This window comes from Streptomyces daliensis, assembly GCF_054782395.1.
Genome location: NZ_BAAGSO010000091.1, coordinates 293 through 22,990 on the forward strand (window position 1 = coordinate 293; position 22,698 = coordinate 22,990).

Consider the following 22,698-nt stretch of genomic DNA (forward strand, 5'->3'; position numbering starts at 1 on the left):
ACCGCACCGCAACCACACGCCGCGCCGTAGCCACCGGCCCGCACCCGAGGAACGGCGCCAAGCCACAAAAATCAGCGCGGGACCCTACGGCACCCACCACACCGGCGAACCGTCCCGCGCAACACCCCCGACGAACGAAGCACCCCCGTTTCCTGCCGCACCCCGCGCAGGGGCCGTCAGAAGCCGTGCGGCAGCCAGGGGAGCGGGTCCGACAGGAAGGCCGACGAGGCGGCAGCGAGGGCGCCCTCGCGGAGCTCACGGACGCGCCCCGTGAAGGCCATCGTGCCCAGCGACTCGCCCCCCAGATACGCGGCCCCCAACTCCCGCACCGACAACGCCACATCCGCCCCGTCCCGCGTCCGCTCACAGCTCGCGCCCTTCGCGTCGCCGCTGAGCCGCCACCGCCCCGCGTTCCAGGGGCAGAACGCGTCCTCGACCTCCAGGACGACGTCCACGGGCACCGTGTACGTCCGCGCGGCGAGCGCGGCGCCCACGTCGACGGGCCGCAGGAACAGCGCGTCGCGGTAGCGCAGCCCGCACTGCCGCACGTCGCTGACCATGTGCTGCCACGCGTCGTCGACGGGGCGGTTGTGCGCGACGAGCGTCGTCGTCAGGTCGAGGTCGAAGAGGTAGCGCCACAGCGCCCCGTACGAGGCCGGGTCCAGCGCCTCCAGATCGCGGAGCGCAACGGTGCCGCGCGGCACGCCGTAGGCGTCGGAGCTGTCGCGCGCGAAGTAGCGCGCGTAACCCGTCACCTCGCCGTCGCGCTCCGCCAGCACGCAGGCCAGCGGCAGCGCCCCCTCGCGCTGCCGCTCGGGATCGAGCAGCGGCAGCCGGTGCAGGAGCCGCCCGCGCTCCAGCATCCCGGCGCGCGCGCCGACCCGCCGCGCGTACACGGCCTCGCACCGCTCCCACACGGAGGCGGGATCGGCGACGAACCGCAGCCGTACGTCGTCGGCTTCGGGCGGCACGTCGAGCGTGACGCGGCTCGTGTCGATGTCGGCGAGGAGTTTGCGGGTGGCCAGGCCGTAGCCGAACCGGCCGTAGATCTGCGGCTCGGAGGCGGTGAGCGCGGCGAGCGGCTCCGTGCCCGCCTCGTGGATGTCGTCCAACTGCCGCCGCATCATGGAGCGCAGTAGGCCACGGCGCCGGTGTGTCGCCGCGACGTGGACCATCGTCACGCCCGCCGTTGGCACCACGGCGCCGCCGGGCACCGACATGCGGAAGGAGAGTGCAGAGGCCGAGCCCACCACGTCGTCGCCGTCCCACGCGGCGAGCGAGCGGTCGAACTCGGTCAGTTCCCGCCACAGTTCGCGCTCTTCCGGCGGCTCCGTGTCCACGAGGAGGGCACGCAGCAGGCCCTCGGTCCAGCTCTCGTACTCCGCGGGGTCCAGCACCCGCAGCTCAGTCGTCATGGGCCCATGAGACCAGGGACGCGGTGCGCGGGCGAACGAAATTACGGGTGCCCGGTCACGGGAGCCCGCGCGGCCCCGGTCCGGTGCCTGTCCGGCCCCGGCCCGCCCGGGCACAGCCGCCGCACCGTCCCCTTCCGGCCCTGGCCACACGGCCTACGGCGCTCGTATGGCTCATGCACGTGCGTATGCACGGTCTGTTCCACCGGGGAGCCGTGCCGGGAATCGACGGCTTGCCGAACGTGTGGATAAGGTCCCGAAGCATGGTGGTACGTCGACCGGGCCTGGCCCCCACGGCGGCCCGGTTGCACCAGGCGCGCAAGGCGCTGCACCGGGCCCGCACGACCGTGCGTCGATCCGCCGTCGACTACTTCCGCGGCGGCGCCTCCGACTGGGTCGCACTCGCCGCCCTCTTACTGACGATCCCCACCCTGACCTGCGCCACGATCGTGATGCCCCTGTGGGCCGCGCCCGAGGCACTGGTCCTGCCGATCATCGCGGGCGGGCTGCTGCTGCGCCCGGCCAGCCTGATCACGCTGTACGCCGCCGCTGCCTTCGCCCTGATCGTCGAGTCCGCCGTGCTGGGCCCCTACGACGACGGCGCGGGCCGTGTCACGCCCGGCACGATCCTCGTGGTCGCCGCCGCCGGGCTGTCGGGGCTGCTCGTCGCACAGTTCCGCAGCCGGGTCGGCGTGCCGTGGCGCAGGGGCGGCACCATGCTCTTCGACCTGCGCGAACGCATCAGGGTCCAGAGCAAGTTGCCCCGGCTGCCGCAGGGCTGGCACCGCGAGATGGCGCTGCGCCCAGCGGGCGGGCAGTCCTTCTCCGGCGACTTCGTCGTCGCGGCCAGAACGGGTCCGGGCGGGCGCACCCTGGAGGTCGTTCTCACCGACGTCTCCGGCAAGGGCATGGACGCCGCGTCCCGCGCGCTGCTGCTCTCCGGCGCCTTCGGCGGCCTGCTGGGCTCGCTGCCCCCGCACGCGTTCCTGCCCGCGGCCAACGGCTATCTGCTGCGCCAGGACTGGGAGGAGGGCTTCGCTACCTCCGTGCACCTCGTGCTGGACCTGGACAGCGGCGACTACGAACTCTTCTCCGCAGGGCATGTCCCCGCCGTGCAGCGCGGCGCCGGTACGGGCACCTGGGAGGAGAAGGCCGCCGAGGGCCCGCTCCTGGGGGTGTACGACGGCGCCCAGTTCGACCCGGTCAAGGGCACGCTGCGCCCAGGCGACGTGCTGATGCTGTTCACCGACGGCCTGGTCGAGACGGCCGAGCGCGATCTGTCCGACGGCATCGACCGCCTCACGGGCGAGGCCGACCGCTATGTCGCCTCCGGCTTCCACGGCGCGGCGTGGCACCTCATCGAGGCCGTGGCCCGCGACGTCAACGACGACCGCGCCCTGCTGCTGCTCTCGCGCGGCTGAGGCGGCTGACGCGGCTGACGCGGCTCGCGCGGCCGAGGCGGCCGAGCCGACGGGGAGCGGGGGAGGGGCGGCGGGTATCCTGGCCGACGGCCCGGAACGCCGGGCCGTCGGACGGAGACGTCGGACAGGAACGTCAGGGCCCGCCGGTGACCCCGGCGGCGGCGAGCGGAGGAGGTGGTCCGGATGCGCAGCGAGCCTCCCAGTCGACCACCGCGCCCCGCCGCCGTGACCTCCCACAGGCCCCTTCCAGAACCCGGCACAGGCACCCCCAGGTAGCCCCCGGGCAGCCGGCCAGGCAGCCCGCCCGGTGCGGTGAAGGGCGGGCGCGGCGTGCGGCGCGCGCGTACGGACACAGCCACAGCGCCCACCCACCGTTTCGTAAGGGATGCCTGCCATGACGCAGTCCCAGCTACCCGACGAGCTGCCCACCGGCCTCCGGAGCGCCCTTGAGCGCCACGACCTGCGCGACGCGCAGCACTGGCTCGGCGAGAACCCGCCCCACCTGATCGCCGACGAACTCGCCCGCATGGACACGGTCGACGCCGTCGTCGCCTTCCGCCTCCTGGACAAGGACCAGGCCATCACGGTCTTCGAGGAGCTGGAGCCCGTCGACCAGCAGGCCGTCCTCATGGGCCTGCGCGACGTGGCGTTCCGCGAGCTGGTCGAGGGCATGGACCCGGACGACCGCGTCCGCATGCTGCGCGAGGCCCCCGCCAAGGTCGCCCAGCGCGTGCTGGCCGGGCTCAGCGCCCACGAGCGCCGCATGACGGCCGCGCTGCTCGGCTACCCAGAGGGCTCCGTCGGCCGCTACATGACCCCGGAGACCGTCTCCCTGAACCAGGACCTGACCGTCGAGCAGGCGCTGGAGCGGGTGCGGGCCAGGGGCGAGCACGCCGAGACCGTCTACACCCTGCCCGTCGTGGACGACGGGCGGCGCCTCACCGGGATCGTCGAGCTGCGGGAGCTGGTGCTGAGCCCGCCGGACCGCACCGTCGCCGATCTCGTCGTCACCGAGGCCCCGCGCGCCCACGCCACCGACCCGGCGGAGGACGCGTCCCGGCTGATGCGCGAGACGAACGTCCTGGACCTGCCCGTCGTGGACAGCGAGAACCGGCTCCTCGGCCTGCTCACCATCGACGACGCCGTCGAGGTCATCGAGGCGGCAGACACCGAGGACGTGGCACGCCAGTCGGGCTCGGCGCCCTGGGCCGGGCACTACATGGCGGCGACGGTGTGGCAGCTCGCCCGCTACCGCGTGGTGTGGCTGCTGCTGCTCCTGCTGGCCGCGACGCTGACGGTGAGCGTGACCCAGGCGTTCGAGGGGACGCTGGAGCAGGTCACGCAGCTCGCCATGTTCATCCCGCTGCTGATCGGCACGGGCGGCAACACAGGGGCTCAGGCGGCGACGGCCGCGGTGCGCGCCCTGGCGGTGGGCGAGGTGCGCGGCTCCGACCTGCTCGCGGTCATCTGGCGCGAGTGCCGCGTCGGGCTGGCGCTCGGGGCGCTGCTGGCGGTGCTCGCGCTCGGGGTGGGCTCGCTCTTCGTGGGCCCGGACATCGCGGTGGTCGTCGCCGTCGCGCTGGTGATCATCTGCGGCTGGGCCGCGACGGTGGGCGGCGCGATGCCGCTGCTGGCCAAGCGGCTGCGCATCGACCCTGCCGTGGTCTCGGCACCCATGGTGACCACCCTCGTGGACGCCACGGGCCTGGTGATCTACTTCCTCACCGCGCGCGCCGTGCTCGGCCTGTGACGGTGCTCCGGCGGGCACGGGCGCGACGGGACACGCGACGCGGGACGGTGACGGAACGGGACCGGGACGGGGCGGGGCACGCACGGCTGAGGGCCGCCGCGCACGGGATGTCTCCCCGGGGCACGCACGGCTGAGGGCCGCCGCGCACGGGATGTCTCCCCGGGGCGCGACGGCCCTCGGCCGTGCTGCGTGCTGCGTGGCGTGTGCGCCTAATAGCCCTGCGTCGACCGGTGCACCGCGTGCCGCCCGTGCTGCCCGGCCTGGCTGGAACCCTCACCGGGGCCCTGACCGGAGCCCTGGCCCTGGCTCGCCGAGGATGAGGACTTCTCGCGCTCGCGCGCTGCGGCGCCCGCGTCCCGCTTGAAGAACCAGTCCATCGTCGGCTCCATCGCGAAGCGGAAGATCCGCTGCACGAGGGGCGTGCACAGGACGGTCATCATCGCCGCGGCGAGCAGCGTGATCACGACGCGGCTGAGCGGGTGGTCCACCCAGTCCATGTCGTACCAGTCGAACTCGCGCGAGATCTTGATCGGGTAGATGTGCAGCAGATACGCGTACAGCGTCCCGGAACCCAGCACCGTGAACCACATGTGGCGGCGCGGCACCCAGGACAGGAAGCACGCGGTCATGACGAGCCCGCAGCCGAACACGGCGAGGAACATCACGGCGCCGACCCAGGCGGGGACGCCCAGTTCCTGCGCCGCCTTGTCGTGCAGGAACCAGCCCTTCGACATCCGGGGCACGGCCCAGTAGGCGAAGACCAGGGCCGCCAGCGTGACGGGGACGGCGATGAGCCGCATCCTGCGCTGCTTCACCAGCTCGAAGTGCTCGGGCTTCAGCTTGAGTCCGAGGACGAAGAAGGGGAGGAACTGGCAGACGCGCATCAGGTTGAGGTCGCTGCTGATGGTCGGCGTGACGCTCGCGGCGACGGCGATGGCCAGGGCGACGGGGAGCGGCCAGCGCAGGTTCTTCCAGACCGGCGTGGTCAGCCGCCACAGGAAGAGCGCGATCAGGAACCAGAGCGCGAAGCCTGGCTCCTGCATGTGGAACTCGCGGTCCGGGCTGTCGCTGGCCCAGCGCATGAAGAAGGTGTAGGCGACCTGGAAGATCACGTAGGGCACGAGGACGCCGGTGATCAGCCGCTGGATCTGCCGGGGTTTGCCCTCGAAGCTCCGGGAAAGGTAGCCGGAGATGACGATGAACGCCGGCATGTGGAAGGTGTAGAGCACGAAGTAGAGCGCTTCGGCGGTCCGGCTGTCGCTCCGGATCGGGTCCCACGCGTGACCTATGCCGACCAGGAGGATCGTCAGGTACTTCGCGTTGTCGAAGAACGGATCCCGGGGCTTGTTCTTGGCTGCTGGCCTGGGTGCTGCCTTGGCAGGGGGCTCCGTCGACGCGTCCTTCGGCGGCGTCGCGGAGGGGGAGTCCTCGCGGGCAGGGGGGAGCGGCGCCCGCTCATAACCAGCGTGCAACATCTGCCGCACCTTAGCGTTCAAACCTGTGAGTCGTAAATTCTTCGCGTCCTCATGTACGCGTGCCCGAGGGGTAATTCGTCACACCCCGAATCGGCACGAGTATTCGATGCTCGTTATCGATGGCTGTGTCGTGTGATGTCCCACATAAGCAACGCATATGAGTCCACAGTGACCGCCTCGCGACGCCCCATGCGTCCCAGTCTGTCACCCCTGTGACCGACCCCACAAAGGGAGTTGGGCCTCTCATGTGCGTCCGTGAATTCGACCGGAGAGTGCCGCGCCGACCCGGGCTATTGCACATGTTGCACGACTGCTGCACACGGCATTGATCAGGCCGAATTCCCCGTGCAATTACCCGTGTACGCGCTGTCTTCCGTGCACACGGTCCCATCGCGTGGGGCGGGTGGGGTGTACGCGAAGGGCATCCGGGGGAGGAACGGCATGATCAGGGCCGGGACCTTTGGCCGATGATTCGTCACTCGGGTCGGCCCGCGCGGAAGTTGGTGGCACGATGGTGCCGATGCGGGGGCATGGCCATGGCGACGGGTCCCCGGGCAGGGCGAGGCGTTGCGACCGCGAGGGTGTGATCAGTTGTGGCCATTTCACTGTCTGTAGTTGTGTTGTTGCTTGTCATCCTGATCGTGCTGATCCGTGGAGGCTCGCTCAAGGCGGGACCGGCCGTCGTCGCTGTCCTCTTCGGCTTCTTCTTGGCCTCCACGGGCATGGCTCCGTCGATCAACCGCTTCATGAACTCGCTGGCGGAGATGATCAACCAGATCAGCTTCTGACGAACCAGCTCCGGGTGGACTTCCCAGTGGCTCGCGCGCGACGCGAAGGGCCCGGCTCCCCTCGGGGAACCGGGCCCTTCACGTGTGTGGAGCGGGCGACGGGAATCGAACCCGCGTAGCTGGTTTGGAAGACCAGGGCTCTACCATTGAGCTACGCCCGCATGCGCCGCCGCAGAGTCTATCGGGACAGTGGGCGGGACCTGCTCGGTCCTGTGCTCCCGAGTCCCGTGCTCCCGAAGCTGTCCCCCGGAGCGGCACGGACTGCATCGTACGGCATGTACTCTACGTGTCGCACCGACGGGGTGTGGCGCAGCTTGGTAGCGCGTCCGCTTTGGGAGCGGAAGGTCGTCGGTTCGAATCCGGCCACCCCGACCACGTACTATGAAAGACGCGCGTGCCTGTGTCGTGTCCGCAAACTCGTCGTGTCGCATACGGGGCGCCCCTCTCAATCGTGAAACCCCCAGAAGTCAGCCCCAAGGAGACCGACCGTGAAGAGCGCCGTTGAGAACCTGAACCCCACCAGGGTTCGGCTCACTGTCGAGGTGCCCTTCGAGGAGCTCAAGGACAGCCTCGACGCGGCGTACAAGAAGATCAATCAGCAGGTCACGGTGCCGGGCTTCCGTAAGGGCAAGATCCCTGCCCGCGTCATCGACCAGCGATTCGGCCGCGGCGCGGTGCTGGAAGAGGCCGTCAACGACGCGCTCCCGAAGCTGTACCAGTCCGCCGTCGAGGAGGCCGAGCTGAACACGCTCGGGCAGCCCGAGGTGGACATCACCGACCTCAAGGACAACGAGTCGCTGGCCTTCACGGCCGAGGTCGACATCCGTCCCGAGATCGAGATCCCGGACTACTCGGACATTGAGGTCGAGGTCGACGCCACCGTCGTGTCCGACGAGGACGTGGACCAGGCCGTCGAGCAGCTCCGTGAGCGCTTCGCCTCCACCAGCGTCGTCGAGCGCGCCGCCGCCGAGGGCGACGTCGTGAAGGTCGATCTGGAGGCCAAGGTCGACGGCGAGGTCCTGGAGGACGGCGTCGCCCAGGGCGTCGACTACACGATCGGCTCCGGCGAGCTGCTGGAAGGCATCGACGACGCCGTCACGGGCCTGGAGGCCGGCGGCACCGCCACCTTCACCTCCGAGCTGAAGGGCGGCTCCGCCGCAGGCAAGGAGGCCGAGGTCAAGGTCGACGTCGAGAGCGTCTCGGCCCGCGAGCTGCCCGAGCTGGACGACGAGTTCGCGCAGATGGCCAGCGAGTTCGACACGCTGGAGGAGCTGAGGGCCGACAGCCGCAAGCGCCTTGAGCAGCAGAAGAAGTACGACCAGGCCACCCAGGCCCAGGAGAAGGTGCTCGACGCCCTCCTGGAGCGCGTCGAGGTGCCGATCCCCGAGAAGCTCCTCGCGGACGAGGTCGAGACCCGCAAGCACAACCTGGTCAACCACCAGCTCGGCCAGATGGGTCTCGACCTCGCGACCTACCTCCAGATGCAGGACAAGTCGGAGGAGGACTTCGACGCCGAGCTGAAGGAGCAGGCGGAGAAGGGCATCCGCACGCAGTTCGTGCTGGACGAGCTGGTCAACAAGGAGAAGCTGAACGTCAGCCAGGAGGAGCTCACCGAGCACCTCATGCGCCGCGCGCAGTCCTCCGGCATGAGCCCGGACCAGTTCGCGCAGGCCGTCGTCGAGGGCGGCCAGGTCCCGATGCTGGTGGGCGAGGTCGCCCGCGGCAAGGCCCTGGCGACGGTCGTCGAGGCCACCACGGTCAAGGACACCAACGGCGAGATCGTCGACCTGGACGACGAGGACGAGACCGCCGAGACGGTCGAGGCCACCGAGTCCGGTGACGCCGAGGAGGCCGCCGAGACCAAGGCGGACGACGCAGACGAGACGGCCGGCGACAAGGCCGACACGAAGGCCGAAGAGAAGTAAGCACCACGAGGGCGGGCGGCTCGCCACGAGCCGCCCCGGGGCCCCAGCGCCTCCTCCTCGCCGACACGGGCCGTCCGGGCGCGCGCCGCGCACCCGGACGGCCCGTGTGCTTTCCTGCCCCGCTGCCGGGGCTGCCTGGACCCTTCGCCCCGCCCCGTCCGCGCCCCTCCCGCCCGGCTCCTCCAGGGGCGCCCGGGAGGGCGGCGGGGGCGTGCCGGAGGCCGCGCGAGACCTGGTGAGGGACCTGCGCTCACAGCGAACAGGTCTGAGACCGGGATGGCTATGTCCGGACCGCGCGTTAGGGTCCCAAGTACACGAAGACCCCAGTGACGGCACGCCGAAGCGCGGCCGTCCGGACACGAGCAGGTGGACACGTGACGCTTCCGATGCCTTCCGCCGCCGCTGAGCCCAACATTGGTGGTGGCCTCGGCGACCAGGTCTACAACCGGCTGCTCAACGAGCGGATCATCTTCCTCGGCCAGCCCGTCGACGACGACATCGCCAACAGGATCACCGCACAGCTTCTGCTCCTGGCCGCTGACCCGGACAAGGACATCTTCCTTTACATCAACAGCCCGGGCGGCTCGATCCAGGCCGGCATGGCGATCTACGACACCATGCAGTACATCAAGAACGACGTGGTCACCATCGCCATGGGCCTCGCCGCCTCGATGGGCCAGTTCCTGCTGACGGCCGGTACGCCCGGCAAGCGGTTCGCGCTGCCGAACGCGGACATCCTCATCCACCAGCCCTCCGCTGGTCTGGCGGGCTCCGCGACGGACATCAAGATCCACGCTGAGCAGCTCCTCCGGACGAAGAAGAAGATGGCCGATCTGTCGGCGCAGCACAGCGGCCAGACCGTCGAGCAGTGGACCCGCGACGCCGACCGTGACCGCTGGTTCACGGCCGAGGAGGCCAAGGAGTACGGCCTGATCGACGAGGTCTACGGCTCCGCGGCCCAGCTTCCGGGCGGCGGCGGCACGGGCGCCTGAGCCCCGCCGGACACGCACGGCTCCGCAGCCCCCGACCGCAGTCAGCCCATCACCAGGAGAAGGCTCCGATGACCAACTTCCCCGGCTCCGGCCTCTACGAGGGACCCATGGCCGAGTCCCGCTACGTGATCCCGCGCTTCGTGGAGCGCACCTCGCAGGGCGTCCGTGAGTACGACCCGTACGCGAAGCTCTTCGAAGAGCGCGTCATCTTCCTCGGCGTCCAGATCGACGACGCCTCGGCCAACGACGTCATGGCCCAGCTCCTGTGCCTGGAGTCGATGGACCCGGACCGCGACATCTCGGTCTACATCAACTCCCCCGGCGGCTCCTTCACGGCGCTGACGGCCATCTACGACACGATGCAGTTCGTGAAGCCCGACATCCAGACGGTGTGCATGGGCCAGGCCGCGTCCGCCGCGGCCGTGCTGCTCGCGGCCGGTACCCCCGGCAAGCGCATGGCACTCCCGAACGCGCGTATCCTGATCCACCAGCCGTACAGCGAGACGGGCCGGGGGCAGGTCTCCGACCTGGAGATCGCGGCCAACGAGATCCAGCGGATGCGGGTCCAACTGGAGGAGATGCTGGCCAAGCACTCCACCAGGGAGATCGAGAAGATCCGTGACGATATCGAGCGCGACAAGATCCTCACCGCTGAGGAGTCGCTGGAGTACGGTCTGATCGACCAGATCGTCACGACTCGTAAGACCTCGGTCGGAGTCTGACGCACACTGGCGGAGTCAGAAGCCAGTTCCCCTTGGGTCGGCTCGTCTCCTATCGAGTAGGCCCAAGGGGGGCCCATTTCGGCGGCTCGGCAAGGTACCGTCGGAGAGCACGTACCTCGGTCCGTCACAGCCGACGGATCCCAGGCGAAGGGGAAGCACCTCGTGGCACGCATCGGTGATGGCGGCGATCTGCTCAAGTGCTCGTTCTGCGGTAAGAGCCAGAAGCAGGTGAAGAAGCTCATCGCGGGGCCAGGTGTCTACATCTGCGACGAGTGCATCGATCTCTGCAACGAGATCATCGAGGAGGAGCTGGCCGAGTCCTCCGAGGTGCGGTGGGACGAGCTTCCCAAGCCGCGCGAGATCTCCGAGTTCCTTGAGGGATATGTGGTCGGCCAGGAGTCGGCCAAGAAGGCCCTCTCGGTGGCGGTCTACAACCACTACAAGAGGGTGCAGGCGGGCGAGAACGGCGGCTCGGGGCGCGATGACGCCATCGAGCTGGCCAAGTCCAACATCCTGCTGCTCGGCCCCACGGGCTCGGGCAAGACGCTGCTGGCGCAGACGCTGGCCCGCATGCTCAACGTCCCGTTCGCCATCGCCGACGCCACCGCGCTGACGGAGGCGGGCTATGTGGGCGAGGACGTCGAGAACATCCTGCTCAAGCTGATCCAGGCCGCGGACTACGACGTCAAGAAGGCCGAGACCGGGATCATCTACATCGACGAGATCGACAAGGTCGCCCGTAAGAGCGAGAACCCGTCGATCACGCGCGATGTCTCGGGCGAGGGTGTGCAGCAGGCACTGCTCAAGATCCTGGAGGGGACCACGGCGTCCGTGCCGCCGCAGGGCGGACGGAAGCACCCGCACCAGGAGTTCATCCAGATCGACACCACGAACGTGCTGTTCATCGTGGGCGGCGCCTTCGCGGGCCTGGAGAAGATCATCGAGTCGCGCGCGGGCGCGAAGGGGATCGGCTTCGGCGCCGACATCCGCTCCAAGCGGGAGCTGGAGGCGAAGAACCAGTTCGAGGAGGTCATGCCGGAGGACCTGGTGAAGTTCGGGATGATCCCCGAGTTCATCGGCCGCCTCCCGGTCATCACCTCGGTGCACAACCTGGACCGCGAGGCCCTGCTCCAGATCCTGACGGAGCCGCGCAACGCGCTCGTGAAGCAGTACCAGCGCCTGTTCGAACTCGACGGCGTGGAGCTGGACTTCGACCTCCCGGCCCTGGAGGCCATCGCCGATCAGGCGATCCTGCGAGGGACGGGCGCTCGCGGTCTGCGCGCCATCATGGAGGAGGTCCTCCAGTCGGTGATGTACGAGGTCCCGTCCCGCAAGGACGTGGAGCGTGTCGTCATCACCGAGGACGTCGTCCACAACAACGTGAACCCGACGCTCGTCCCCAGGTCCCGCGGCGCGGGCGAGCCGGGCCAGCGGCACGAGAAGAGCGCGTAGCGCGCTGGCCGCACGCACGAATATGGGGAGGGCCCCGGCGGATCCGCCGGGGCCCTCCCCATATTCGTGCGGCCTCCGTCAGTCGGCCTCGGTGCGGGCGTCCTCGCGTACCCGCGCGGTCAGTTCGGCCGTCTTCTCCAGGTCCAGCCCGTCGGCGGACGCGCCGCCCGCCTCCAGCGGAACGTACGAGACCAGGCCGACGGTGCTGCCGTCGCCCCAGCCGCACAGGGCCAGCGGGACCGAGGAGATCGTGTACTCCTGGCAGGTGAGGATGTCGCCGTCGAAGCGCGAGGGGCTGAACTCCCTGGTCACGCCCTTGGGTTCGGCGCCGGTGTCGGCGAGGTTGTCGCCCGACTTCTCCATGAGCCAGGTGAGGGCCGTGTCCGGGTCCTTGACCTGTCCGTAGGCGCCGCCGAGGTTCAGCCTCGCGGTGGCGTTGCGGTAGTCGGCGCTGACGTCCGCCGTGGCCTTCATGCCGGGCACCTCGCTGTCGCCGAACGCGGCGCCGTCGCCGGTCTCGCCCTTGCCGTCGCGCTGGTAGTCGCCGCCGACGGTGCGCGGGGTGGTCAGCTTGTACGCGTCCGTACCGCCCCACGCGCCCGTCAGCAGCAGGCCGCCGCCGACGAGCAGCGCGGCCACGGCGAGCCCGGCGACGGCGAGCAGCGCTCTCTTCCTCGTCCTGCCCCCGCTGCTCCCGTCGCCCCCGCCGCTCTCGTCCCGTGCGGGGGCCGGGGTGCCTGGCTGGTCTGCTGTGACGGACTGGTCGGGGCTCATGGGGCGCTCCGCATCGTCAGGTTGGTGTGGGCATGACCGGGCGTGCTCATCCTGGCGGATGAGGGGCGCGGCTGCCGAGAGGGGGGGCACGGGGGAGTGCCGCGGTGTGCGAAGGGCGCCCGGCGGGACTTCGCCGGGCGCCCTTCGTGATGCCGCCGCCGCGCGCACGCGCGCGCCGCGCGGGCGGGGTGCTGGCGGGGTGGTGCTACTTGACCTCGACGCGGGCGTCGGCACGGACCTTCGTCGTGGTCGCGGCGCCGTCGTCGATCGACATGCTCTTGCCGGTCAGCGCCGCGGCCGGGTCGGCGACCATCACCCAGCCGATGGTGCTGTGGTCGCCCCACATGCACACCGGGATGGTGAAGCCCGGCACGCCGCTGGTGTCACCGGAGGGGGAGGAGAACTTCACGTTCTGGCACTTCATGACGGCGTCGTCCAGGCCCGCGGGCTCGACCGACTCCGGCTCGCCCACCAGCTCGGCCTTGCCGCCGCCCCCGGTGTCCGGGTCCTCCTCGGCCTCGGTGGCCAGCTTGTCGAAGGCGGAGTCGACGACGGCCTCCGGGTCCTCGACCTCGCCGTACACGCCGCTGAAGTTGAGCTTCTTCGCGGTCGAGCCGCTGCCCGACTCGTACGAACCCTGCACGTCCTTGGCGCCCTTGACCCCGTACTTCTCGAAGGCGGCGACGTCCTCGGAGGTCATGTCGTCCGCGCCCGAGGCGGACTTGGTGTACTCCGTCGCGACGGTCTGCGGCGCCGTGAGCTTGTACTTCTTGCCGTCGTCCGCGACGGAGCCGCTACCGCCCCCGCTGAAGAAGACGAAGCCGCCTATCACCGCGCCCACCACGACCAGCGCGCCCACCACGATGCCGATGGTCTTGCCCGCGCCGCTCTTGCCGCCCTGCGGGGGCATCGGCATGCCGGGCTGTCCGGGCTGGCCGTAGGGACCCGGCTGCTGGGGGAAGCCCTGCTGCGGGTAGCCCTGCTGCTGGGGGTAGCCGTAAGGGGGCTGACCAGGCTGGCCCGGCTGACCCGGCTGCTGCGGGTAGCCGTAACCGGGCTGCTGCGGTGCGCCACCCTGGCCGCCGTACGGGTTCGGCGCCCCCTGCGGCTGCTGGGGCTGGCCGTACGGTCCCGGCTGCTGCGGTGGCTGCTGGCCGTACGGGCCGGGCTGCTGGTAGCTCATGGTGGCGCGTCCCCTCGTTATGTGAGCACAAGCAGTTATCGCTTATGCGTTCCATACATCCTGGACGAGGGTAATACCGGCCACCCCACCGGGTTCCCAAACCGATTCGAGACTGCGACATTCGCGCCCGTACACTGACCGTCGTGACCGAGAACACTCAGCAGAGCCCGGAATCAAACGGGCCGAACGCAGCAGCCCCAGCAGATCTGCCGACCCAGTACGCGCCGGCCGAGGTAGAGGGGAAGCTGTACGAGCGCTGGGTAGAGCGAGGTTACTTCGAGGCACAGGCCAAGAGCGAGAAGACGCCGTACACGATCGTCATCCCGCCCCCGAACGTCACCGGTTCGCTGCACCTGGGCCACGCGTTCCAGCACACCCTCATGGACGCCCTCACCCGTCGCAAGCGGATGCAGGGGTACGAGGCGCTCTGGCTGCCCGGCATGGACCACGCGGGCATCGCCACCCAGAACAAGGTCGAGCAGCAGCTCGCCGAAGAGGGCAAGTCCCGCCAGGACTTGGGGCGCGAGGCGTTCGTCGAGCGCGTGTGGCAGTGGAAGGAGGAGTACGGCGGCAAGATCCTCGGCCAGATGCGGCGGCTCGGCGACGGCGTCGACTGGAGCCGCGAGCGCTTCACCATGGACGAGGGCCTGTCCCGTGCCGTCCAGACCGTCTTCAAGCGGATGTACGACGACGGCCTGATCTACCGCGCCGAGCGCATCATCAACTGGTGCCCGCGCTGTCTGACGGCCATCTCGGACATCGAGGTGGAGTACCAGGAGGACGACGGCGAGCTGGTCTCCATCCGCTACGGCGAGGGCGAGGACTCCCTCGTCGTCGCCACGACCCGCGCCGAGACGATGCTCGGTGACACGGCCGTCGCGGTCCACCCGGACGACGAGCGGTACGCGCGTCTGCTGGGCAAGCGGATCAAGCTGCCCCTGACGGACCGCACGATCCCCGTCGTCGCGGACGCGCACGTGGACCCGGAGTTCGGCTCCGGCGCGGTCAAGGTCACCCCGGCCCACGACCCCAACGACTTCGCGATCGGCCAGCGCCACGACCTCCCCTCGTACACGGTCATGGACGAGCGCGGCGTGATCACCGCGCACGGCCCCTTCGAGGGTCTGGACCGCTTCGAGGCGCGCTCCGCGATCGTCGGCGCGCTGCGTGAGCAGGGCCGGATCACCGCCGAGAAGCGCCCGTACACGCACAGCGTCGGGCACTGCTCGCGCTGCAAGACGACGATCGAGCCGCGGCTGTCGATGCAGTGGTGGGTCAAGGTCGGCCCGCTCGCGCAGGCCGCGGGCGACGCGGTCCGCGACGGGCGTACGAAGATCCACCCCGCCGACATGTCGTCCCGCTACTTCGACTGGGTCGACAACATGCACGACTGGTGCATCTCGCGCCAGCTCTGGTGGGGCCACCGCATCCCGGTCTGGTACGGGCCCGAGGGCGAGGTCCGCTGCGTCGGGCCCGACGAGGAGCCCCCGGCGGGCGAGGGCTGGACGCAGGACCCGGACGTCCTGGACACGTGGTTCTCGTCCGGGCTGTGGCCGTTCTCGACGCTCGGCTGGCCCGACGAGACGCCGGACCTCAAGAAGTTCTACGGCACGGATGTCCTGGTCACCGGCTACGACATCATCTTCTTCTGGGTCGCCCGGATGATGATGTTCGGGCTCTACGCGATGGACGGGATCGCCCCCTTCCACACCATCGCGCTCACGGGTCTGGTCCGCGACGAGCACGGCAAGAAGATGTCGAAGTCGTTCGGGAACGTCGTGGACCCGCTGGAGTGGATGGAGGCGTACGGCTCGGACGCCCTGCGCTTCACCCTCGCCAACGGCGCGAACCCGGGCACGGACGTCCCCATCGGCGAGGACTGGGTCAAGGCGTCCCGTAACTTCGCCAACAAGATCTGGAACGCCACGCGCTTCGCGCTCATGAACGGCGCGACGGTCGAGGGGCCGCTGCCGGACGCGGCCGAGCTGGGCCCGGCCGACCGCTGGATCCTCTCCCGCCTCAACTCCGTCGTCGCCGAGGTGGACGGGCACTACGAGGACTACCAGTTCGCGAAGCTCTCGGACGCGCTCTACCACTTCGCCTGGGACGAGGTCTTCGACTGGTACGTCGAGCTGTCCAAGACCACCTTCGGCAAGGGCGGCAGGGCGGCCGAGGTCTCGCGGCGCGTCCTGGGCGAGGTCCTGGACGTCACGCTGCGGCTGCTGCACCCGGTCATGCCGTTCGTCACCGAGCAGCTGTGGACGACGCTCACGGGAGCGGAGTCGCTCGTCGTCGCCGCCTGGCCGGCGGACTCCGGCTTCCGTGACGCGGCGGCCGAGGACGAGATCCGCACCGTCCAGCAGGCCGTGACCGAGGTCCGCCGCTTCCGCGCCGACCAGGGGCTCCAGCCCGGCCAGAAGGTCCCGGCCGAGCTGGCCGCCGAGGGCACGCCGCTGGCGGCGCACGAGGACGCGATCCGCCAGTTGCTGCGGCTCCAGCCAGCGGGCGAGGGCTTCCACGCCACGGCCTCGCTGCCGGTGGCGGGCGCCACCGTCTCGCTGGACCTCTCGGGCGCGATCGACGTCGAGGCCGAGCGCAAGCGGCTCACGAAGGACCTCGCGGCTGCGGAGAAGGAGCTGAAGCAGACCACGGCGAAGCTGGGGAACGAGGGCTTCCTCGCGAAGGCCCCGGACGAGGTCGTGGCGAAGATCCGGACCCGCCAGTCCACCGCCGAGTCCGACATCGCCCGGCTCAAGGCCCAGCTCGACCGCCTCCCCGCGGCCTGACGCACCCCCTCCGGCGCCCCGGGTGAAGGGGCGCCGGAGGGCGGGGAGACCGTCGCGGGCCGACCGCTCTCCGGCTACGTAGACTGGGCGGCGTGAGTGACCAGCCCGGGCCGGCCGAAGGCCCTGACGAGTTCGACCCCGCCGATCCGGAGAACCTCGACAACCTCGCCGATCCAGCGGACGCCGCGTTCGACGAGATCGTCGGTGAGGAAGCCGACCGCGATCCCGACCTCGCCGTCATCGAGGCGGGCAGCCGCACCCTGCGCGCCCAGGCGGGACCGCCCCAGGCGGACGTCGTGCCGGCCCGCCCGGACGACCCCGAGCTGGACAGGGCGCTGCGCGCGGTCGAGGCGGAGCTGGCCACGCGCTGGGGCGAGACCAAGCTGGAGCCCTCGGTCAAGCGCATCGCCGCGCTCGTGGACGTCCTCGGCGACCCGCAGCGCGCCTATCCCTCGATCCACATCACCGGCACCAACGGCAAGACCACCACGGCCCGCATGATCGAGGCGCTGCTCGGCGCCTTCGAGCTGCGCACGGGCCGCTACAGCTCGCCGCACGTGCAGTCCATCACCGAGCGGATCAGCGTGGACGGCGCCCCGCTGTCCGCCGAGAAGTTCATCGAGACGTACGAGGACATCAAGCCCTTCGTGGAGCTGGTGGACGCGCGCGAGGAGTACCGCCTCTCCTTCTTCGAGGTGATGACCGGCATGGCCTACGCGGCCTTCGCCGACGCGCCCGTGGACGTCGCCATCGTCGAGGTCGGCATGGGCGGCACCTGGGACGCGACGAACGTCATCGACGCGGGCGTCTCCGTCATCACCCCCATCTCGCTGGACCACACCGACCGGCTCGGGGACACGCCCGAGAAGATCGCGGGGGAGAAGTCGGGGGTCATCAAGCCCGACGCCACCGTCGTGCTCGCGCAGCAGCCGGTGGAGGCGGCCTCGGTCGTCCTGAAGAAGGCCGTCGAGGTGGACGCCACCGTGGCCCGCGAGGGCATGGAGTTCGGCGTCGTGTCCCGTGAGGTCGCGGTGGGCGGGCAGCTGCTGACGCTGCGCGGTCTCGGCGGCGAGTATCCGGACATCTTCCTGCCGATGCACGGCGCGCACATGGCGCACAACGCGGTGGTCGCGCTCGCCGCTGTCGAGGCGTTCTTCGGCGTCGGCCAGGAGCACGCCCGCACCCTGGACGTGGACACGATCCGTACGGCCTTCGCCTCGGTCTCCTCGCCGGGACGCCTGGAGACCGTGCGCGCCTCGCCCACCGTGCTGCTGGACGCGGCGCACAACCCGGCGGGCGCGCAGGCCACGGCCGAGGCCGTCAGCGAGGCGTTCAGCTTCAGCCGTCTGGTGGGTGTGGTCGGCCCGAGCGCGGACAAGGACGTACGGGGTCTGCTGGAGGCGTTCGAGCCGGTCCTCGCCGAGGTCGTCGTCACCCGCAACTCCACGTACCGCGCCATGGACGTGGACGAGCTGGCCGGTATCGCCGTGGAGGTCTTCGGCGAGGACCGGGTGCAGGTGGAGCCCCGGCTGGACAGCGCCATCGAGGAAGCGATCACGCTGGCCGAGGAGGAGGACGAGTACGCGGGTGCGGGCGTCCTGGTCACCGGCTCGGTCATCACGGTGGGGGAGGCCCGGCTGCTGCTGGGCGGCGGCGGAAGGAAGAGCTAGATGCGGACCCTGTGCGCGTCCACCCTGATCGGCGAGTTCTTCGTGATCGGGTTCGCCGGGCTGGTGGCGATGCAGACGACGGACATGTCCACGGCCACGGTCTGGACGGTCAGCGGGATCGCCATGCTCCTGTGCGTCCTGCTGTGCGGGATGCTGGGGCGGCCCGGGGGTGTGCAGCTGGGCTGGGCGTTGCAGGTCCTGCTGATCGCGTCCGGTTTCGTCGTGCCCACGATGTTCTTCCTCGGTGCCTGCTTCGCGGGGCTGTGGTGGGCTTCGGTGCACTTCGGGCGGAAGATCGACGAGGCGAAGGCCAGGTTCGCCGCCGCTTCGGAGCCCGAACCTGACGCTGCGTGAGAGCGGACGCCCGCGCCCATGTAGCCTCTGGTCACCCGCATACCGCAAAACGCGGCACGCGATATCGCCTCACGCGTTGTCGCAGAGCGCAGCCCCCGCTTCCCCCAAGGAGCCCGCACCATGAGCCAGCGCACGCTCGTCCTGCTCAAGCCCGATGCCGTACGCCGTGGTCTGATCGGCGAGATTCTCGGCCGGATCGAGAGCAAGGCGGGGTGGACGATCGCAGCACTCGAACTGCGCACCCTGGACCGTGCCACGCTGGAGACGCACTACGGCGAGCACGAGGGCAAGCCCTTCTACGAGCCGCTGATGCAGTTCATGTCCTCGGGCCCGTCCGCCGTCGTGGTGGTCGAGGGTGAGCGCGTGATCGAGGGCGTACGGGCGCTGGCCGGGCCGACGGACCCGATCGCCGCCGCGCCCGGTTCCATTCGCGGTGACTTCGGGACCATCGTGCGGGAGAATCTCATCCACGCCTCGGACTCCGAGGAGTCCGCAGAGCGAGAACTGAAGATTTTTTTCCCGAACTTTAGCTAGCCGTTTCCTGACGGGTCATCAGCGCGAGAGCCCTGGTGACCAGGGGCGACCGGAGTTTTTCGGTCGCCCTTCGGCATATGCGCGGCTGTTCGGGGGAACGCATCACCCCGACACGGCGTCACTATTTACGGGGACGACCGGTGTACCGCCGACAATGGCGGAGGAACCCTCGCCACGTGTTCGAGCGAGCGCGTCTACGATGGAACCTCGCGCCCCGAAGCGTTCGCGCGGTACACGCTTCCTGCCGTCCTCTCCACACATCGCTCCAGTTTCCAGTTGGAAGGCCAGACGCATCCTATGGCGAACAACATGTCGTTCATCGGCCGTGATATGGCTGTCGACCTCGGGACCGCCAACACGCTGGTGTACGTCAGGGGTCGCGGGATCGTCCTCAACGAGCCGTCCGTCGTCGCCATCAACACCAACACCGGCGGCATTCTGGCGGTCGGAGCCGAGGCGAAGAAGATGATCGGCCGGACCCCCGGCAACATCGTGGCGGTGCGCCCTCTCAAGGACGGCGTGATCGCCGACTTCGAGATCACCGAGCGCATGCTCCGTTACTTCATCCTCAAAATCCACAAGCGGCGCTGGATGGCCCGCCCCCGCGTCGTCGTCTGCGTCCCGTCCGGTATCACCGGCGTCGAGCGCCGCGCCGTGATCGAGGCGTCCACCCAGGCCGGGGCCCGGCAGGTGCACATCATCGAGGAGCCCATGGCCGCCGCGATCGGCTCGGGGCTCCCGGTCCACGAGGCCACGGGCAACATGGTCGTCGACATCGGCGGCGGCACCACCGAGGTCGCCGTGATCTCCCTCGGCGGCATCGTCACGGCCCAGTCCATCCGGGTCGCGGGCGACGAGCTGGACAACGCGATCATCCAGCACATCAAGAAGGAGTACAGCCTGCTGCTCGGCGAGCGCACCGCCGAGAGCATCAAGATCACCATCGGCTCGGCGTACTCCATGGACAAGGACGAGCACACCGAGATCCGCGGCCGTGACCTGGTGAGCGGGCTGCCCAAGACCGTCGTCATCTCCGCGGCCGAGGTCCGCAAGGCCATCGAGGAGCCGGTCAACGCGATCGTCGACGCGGTCAAGACCACCCTGGACAAGTGCCCGCCCGAGCTTTCGGGTGACGTGATGGACCGCGGCATCGTGCTCACCGGAGGCGGCGCGCTGCTGCGCGGCCTCGACGAGCGGCTGCGGCGCGAGACCGGAATGCCGATCCATATCGCCGAGGACCCGCTCGACTCGGTGGCACTCGGTTCCGGAAAGTGCGTGGAGGAATTCGAGGCACTCCAGCAGGTGCTCGACGCACAGCCGAGGCGATGACGTAGAAACACGATCCGCCGCATGGACGAGTGCCATCTGAGTACCGTCCGCGCGGCGGATCGTTAACTGTTCCAGAAAAACGCACCATGCATGCCACGCGTGCTCCCCGCACACGGCGCGGAGCGCGAACCGTTTCCGACTGAGGAAAGGCACGGCCGCCGCACGTGAGGGACACACGAGAAAGCCGGCTGCTGCTCGTTCTCCTGATCGCCATCGCGTTCGCACTGATCACGGTGGACATCAGGGGAGGCGAGCAGTCTCCGCTCGACAGCGCGCGGCAGGGGGCCGCCTCGGTCCTCGGCCCCGTCGAGAACGGCGTATCCGCGGCGGTCGACCCGGTCGGCAACGCCGTCGGCGCCATCCGCGACTCCGGCGAGCGGCACGACCGCATAAGCACACTGGAGCAGGAGAACGCCGCACTCAAGCAGAAGCTCGGCTCTGGCGACCGGCACCGTGCCCGCGCCCAGGAGCTGGACAAGCTGCTGCGCACAGCGGGCGCGGGCGGCTACGGCATCAAGGGCGCCGAGGTCATCGGCATCGGCGCCGCACAGGGCTTCTCCTGGACCGTCACCATCGACGCGGGCCGCGAGGACGGGCTCGCACGCGACATGACCGTCATCAACGGTGACGGCCTCGTCGGCCGCGTCACCACCGTCGGCGCCTCCACGTCCACCGTGCTGCTCGCCAACGACCCGGACTTCACCGTCGGCACCCGGATGGAGAAGAGCAGCGAGCTGGGCTTCGCCACCGGGCGCGGCGGCAACGCGCTGACGGTGCAGCTGCTCAACGGCAAGGCCGAGGTGAAGGAGGGCGACCGCCTGGTCACCTTCGGCTCCCAGGACGACAAGCCGTTCGTGCCCGGAGTGCCGGTCGGCCGGGTCACCAAGGTGGATCCGAGCGGCGGCGATCTCACCCGTACGGTGAGCGTCCGCCCGTATGTGGGCTTCAGCAAGCTCGACGTCGTCGGCGTGGTCGTCGAGCCGCCGAAGAAGAATCCGCGCAACGATGTGCTGCGGCCCGAGAAACCCAAGGAAGCCAAGCCGACGCCCACGGTCACCGTCACCAAGACCCCCGGCGCTTCCGCATCACCCAGGAGCTGACCCATGCGCCTCAACCGGATGCTTCTCTCGACGTGCCTGGTGGCCGTCGCCCTGATCGTCCAGGTGAGTGTGCTCGCCAGACTCCAGTTGCCCGGTGCCGTGCCCGATCTGCTGCTGCTGGTCGTGCTCGGTCTGGCCATGGTCTACGGACACACCGCCGGCGCGCTCATCGGCTTCTTCGCCGGGCTCCTCGCCGACATCGCACCCCCCGCCGACCACGCCGTGGGCCGCTACGCGCTCGTGCTGTGCGTCGTCGGCTACGCCGCCGGGCTCACCAAGCCCGACACGGGCGCGCACCGCTCGGCGACGGTGCCCATGCTGGTGGTCGCCAGCGGGGCGATCAGCTCGACGCTGCTGTACGCGGGGGTCGGCGCCCTCGTCGGCGACACCGCGGCGCGGCAGGTGGGGCTGGTGGGCCTGCTGTTCACGGCCACCCTCTACGACTTGCTCCTCGCGCCCTTCACCGTGCCGCTGATCATGGCCCTGGCACGGCGCTCCGAGCGGGACCCCCTCGCGGGTGCCGAGGCGGCGGGCGGCGGCAGCGCCAGTGGCGGCGGCCGGGGCTACGGCTGGCTCACCTCGGGCACAGGGCTCACCCTCGGCGGCGAGACCGGACGGTTCGGACGCCCTGGACGCGGCGGCAAACCGGGCAAGGTCGGCAAGACGGCGAGCATCGGCGGCCAGCGCGGCAGCCTGATCGGCCGCACCGCACGGAACAAGGCGGGCCGGATCAAGGGGGTCAAGCGGCTGTGAGCGACGGTTCAGCGCCCCTCCGGAGGCACCACCGGTCCGACCACCACTCCGCAAGGAGGCCCTGCGCCGCATGAGCAACATCCCGGAGACCGGGCGCACGCCCCGGGTCACGATCCGGCTGGTCGCCATCCAGATCCTCGTCCTCTCCCTGCTGCTGACGTTGGGCGGGCGGCTGTGGTATCTCCAGGTGCGCAACGGCGACGAGTACCAGAAGGAGGCGGCGGGCAACCACGTGCAGCAGGTGGTGCAGCCCGCCACCCGGGGCTCGATCCTGGATG

19 protein-coding genes and 2 tRNA genes are annotated in these 22,698 nt (G+C 70.0%); 16 read left to right on the forward strand and 5 right to left on the reverse strand.

Features of this window, described 5'->3' with window-relative positions:
• Positions 1 to 176: 176 nt before the first annotated feature.
• Entirely contained in the window at positions 177 to 1,415 is a 1,239-nt protein-coding gene (locus ACYVOO_RS22015) for a GNAT family N-acetyltransferase (RefSeq protein ID WP_461017396.1), read from the reverse strand.
• 260 nt (positions 1,416 to 1,675) lie between these two features.
• Between ACYVOO_RS22015 and ACYVOO_RS22020 the strand changes: the two genes are divergently transcribed.
• Both ACYVOO_RS22020 and mgtE read left to right on the forward strand, forming a co-directional pair.
• Entirely contained in the window at positions 1,676 to 2,833 is a 1,158-nt protein-coding gene (locus ACYVOO_RS22020; RefSeq protein WP_453345520.1) for a PP2C family protein-serine/threonine phosphatase, read from the forward strand.
• A gap of 394 nt (positions 2,834 to 3,227) precedes the next feature.
• Positions 3,228 to 4,583, forward strand: a complete 1,356-nt coding sequence (gene mgtE / locus ACYVOO_RS22025) for a magnesium transporter (protein WP_461017397.1) — start codon at positions 3,228 to 3,230, stop codon at positions 4,581 to 4,583.
• Positions 4,584 to 4,792: 209 nt separating this feature from the next.
• Here the strand turns inward: mgtE and ACYVOO_RS22030 are convergent, their stop codons facing one another.
• Positions 4,793 to 6,058, reverse strand: a complete 1,266-nt coding sequence (locus ACYVOO_RS22030) for an acyltransferase family protein (RefSeq protein WP_461017398.1) — start codon at positions 6,056 to 6,058, stop codon at positions 4,793 to 4,795.
• Between the two features lie 593 nt (positions 6,059 to 6,651).
• Here ACYVOO_RS22030 and ACYVOO_RS22035 point away from each other — a divergent pair.
• Positions 6,652 to 6,846, forward strand: coding sequence for a hypothetical protein (locus ACYVOO_RS22035; RefSeq protein ID WP_461017399.1), 195 nt, complete (start codon positions 6,652 to 6,654; stop codon positions 6,844 to 6,846).
• A gap of 87 nt (positions 6,847 to 6,933) precedes the next feature.
• Here the strand turns inward: ACYVOO_RS22035 and ACYVOO_RS22040 are convergent.
• Positions 6,934 to 7,007, reverse strand: a tRNA-Gly gene (locus ACYVOO_RS22040).
• Positions 7,008 to 7,144: 137 nt separating this feature from the next.
• Between ACYVOO_RS22040 and ACYVOO_RS22045 the strand changes: the two genes are divergently transcribed.
• The 5 genes from ACYVOO_RS22045 (at position 7,145) to clpX (ending at position 11,937) form a co-directional block, all read left to right on the forward strand.
• Positions 7,145 to 7,221, forward strand: a tRNA-Pro gene (locus ACYVOO_RS22045).
• A 113-nt stretch (positions 7,222 to 7,334) separates the two neighbouring features.
• Positions 7,335 to 8,771, forward strand: coding sequence for a trigger factor (gene tig / locus ACYVOO_RS22050; RefSeq protein ID WP_461017400.1), 1,437 nt, complete (start codon positions 7,335 to 7,337; stop codon positions 8,769 to 8,771).
• A 386-nt stretch (positions 8,772 to 9,157) separates the two neighbouring features.
• Positions 9,158 to 9,763, forward strand: coding sequence for an ATP-dependent Clp protease proteolytic subunit (locus ACYVOO_RS22055; protein ID WP_453351356.1), 606 nt, complete (start codon positions 9,158 to 9,160; stop codon positions 9,761 to 9,763).
• Between the two features lie 68 nt (positions 9,764 to 9,831).
• Positions 9,832 to 10,485, forward strand: a complete 654-nt coding sequence (locus tag ACYVOO_RS22060) for an ATP-dependent Clp protease proteolytic subunit (protein WP_453351354.1) — start codon at positions 9,832 to 9,834, stop codon at positions 10,483 to 10,485.
• A gap of 162 nt (positions 10,486 to 10,647) precedes the next feature.
• The gene (gene clpX, locus ACYVOO_RS22065; protein ID WP_453351355.1) at positions 10,648 to 11,937 is read left to right on the forward strand and encodes an ATP-dependent Clp protease ATP-binding subunit ClpX; all 1,290 of its coding nucleotides are present in this window, start codon (positions 10,648 to 10,650) and stop codon (positions 11,935 to 11,937) included.
• Between the two features lie 78 nt (positions 11,938 to 12,015).
• Here clpX and ACYVOO_RS22070 read toward each other — a convergent pair whose 3' ends face one another.
• Both ACYVOO_RS22070 and ACYVOO_RS22075 read right to left on the reverse strand, forming a co-directional pair.
• On the reverse strand, positions 12,016 to 12,711 hold the full coding sequence (locus ACYVOO_RS22070; protein WP_461017401.1) for a hypothetical protein: 696 nt from the start codon (positions 12,709 to 12,711) through the stop codon (positions 12,016 to 12,018).
• A gap of 205 nt (positions 12,712 to 12,916) precedes the next feature.
• A complete protein-coding gene (locus ACYVOO_RS22075) occupies positions 12,917 to 13,894 on the reverse strand; it encodes a hypothetical protein (RefSeq protein WP_461017402.1) in 978 nt (325 codons plus the stop codon).
• Between the two features lie 143 nt (positions 13,895 to 14,037).
• Here ACYVOO_RS22075 and ACYVOO_RS22080 point away from each other — a divergent pair, with 143 nt between their 5' ends.
• From ACYVOO_RS22080 to ACYVOO_RS22115, 8 genes are all read left to right on the forward strand, one after another.
• Entirely contained in the window at positions 14,038 to 16,680 is a 2,643-nt protein-coding gene (locus tag ACYVOO_RS22080; RefSeq protein WP_461017403.1) for a valine--tRNA ligase, read from the forward strand.
• Positions 16,681 to 16,772: 92 nt separating this feature from the next.
• A complete protein-coding gene (folC, locus tag ACYVOO_RS22085) occupies positions 16,773 to 18,350 on the forward strand; it encodes a bifunctional tetrahydrofolate synthase/dihydrofolate synthase (RefSeq protein ID WP_461017404.1) in 1,578 nt (525 codons plus the stop codon).
• Complete coding sequence (locus ACYVOO_RS22090; RefSeq protein WP_461017405.1) at positions 18,351 to 18,704, forward strand: DUF4233 domain-containing protein; 354 nt, start codon at positions 18,351 to 18,353, stop codon at positions 18,702 to 18,704. It begins immediately after the preceding gene.
• Positions 18,705 to 18,824: 120 nt separating this feature from the next.
• A complete protein-coding gene (gene ndk / locus ACYVOO_RS22095; RefSeq protein WP_461017406.1) occupies positions 18,825 to 19,238 on the forward strand; it encodes a nucleoside-diphosphate kinase in 414 nt (137 codons plus the stop codon).
• A gap of 309 nt (positions 19,239 to 19,547) precedes the next feature.
• A complete protein-coding gene (locus ACYVOO_RS22100) occupies positions 19,548 to 20,567 on the forward strand; it encodes a rod shape-determining protein (RefSeq protein WP_453351218.1) in 1,020 nt (339 codons plus the stop codon).
• 164 nt (positions 20,568 to 20,731) lie between these two features.
• A complete protein-coding gene (gene mreC, locus ACYVOO_RS22105) occupies positions 20,732 to 21,667 on the forward strand; it encodes a rod shape-determining protein MreC (protein WP_461017407.1) in 936 nt (311 codons plus the stop codon).
• A 3-nt stretch (positions 21,668 to 21,670) separates the two neighbouring features.
• Positions 21,671 to 22,420 (forward strand): rod shape-determining protein MreD, encoded by a 750-nt coding sequence (gene mreD / locus ACYVOO_RS22110; protein ID WP_461017408.1) that lies wholly within the window; start codon positions 21,671 to 21,673, stop codon positions 22,418 to 22,420.
• A 70-nt stretch (positions 22,421 to 22,490) separates the two neighbouring features.
• Positions 22,491 to 22,698 (forward strand): hypothetical protein (locus tag ACYVOO_RS22115; RefSeq protein ID WP_461017409.1); only part of this gene is annotated, 208 nt, incomplete at its 3' end.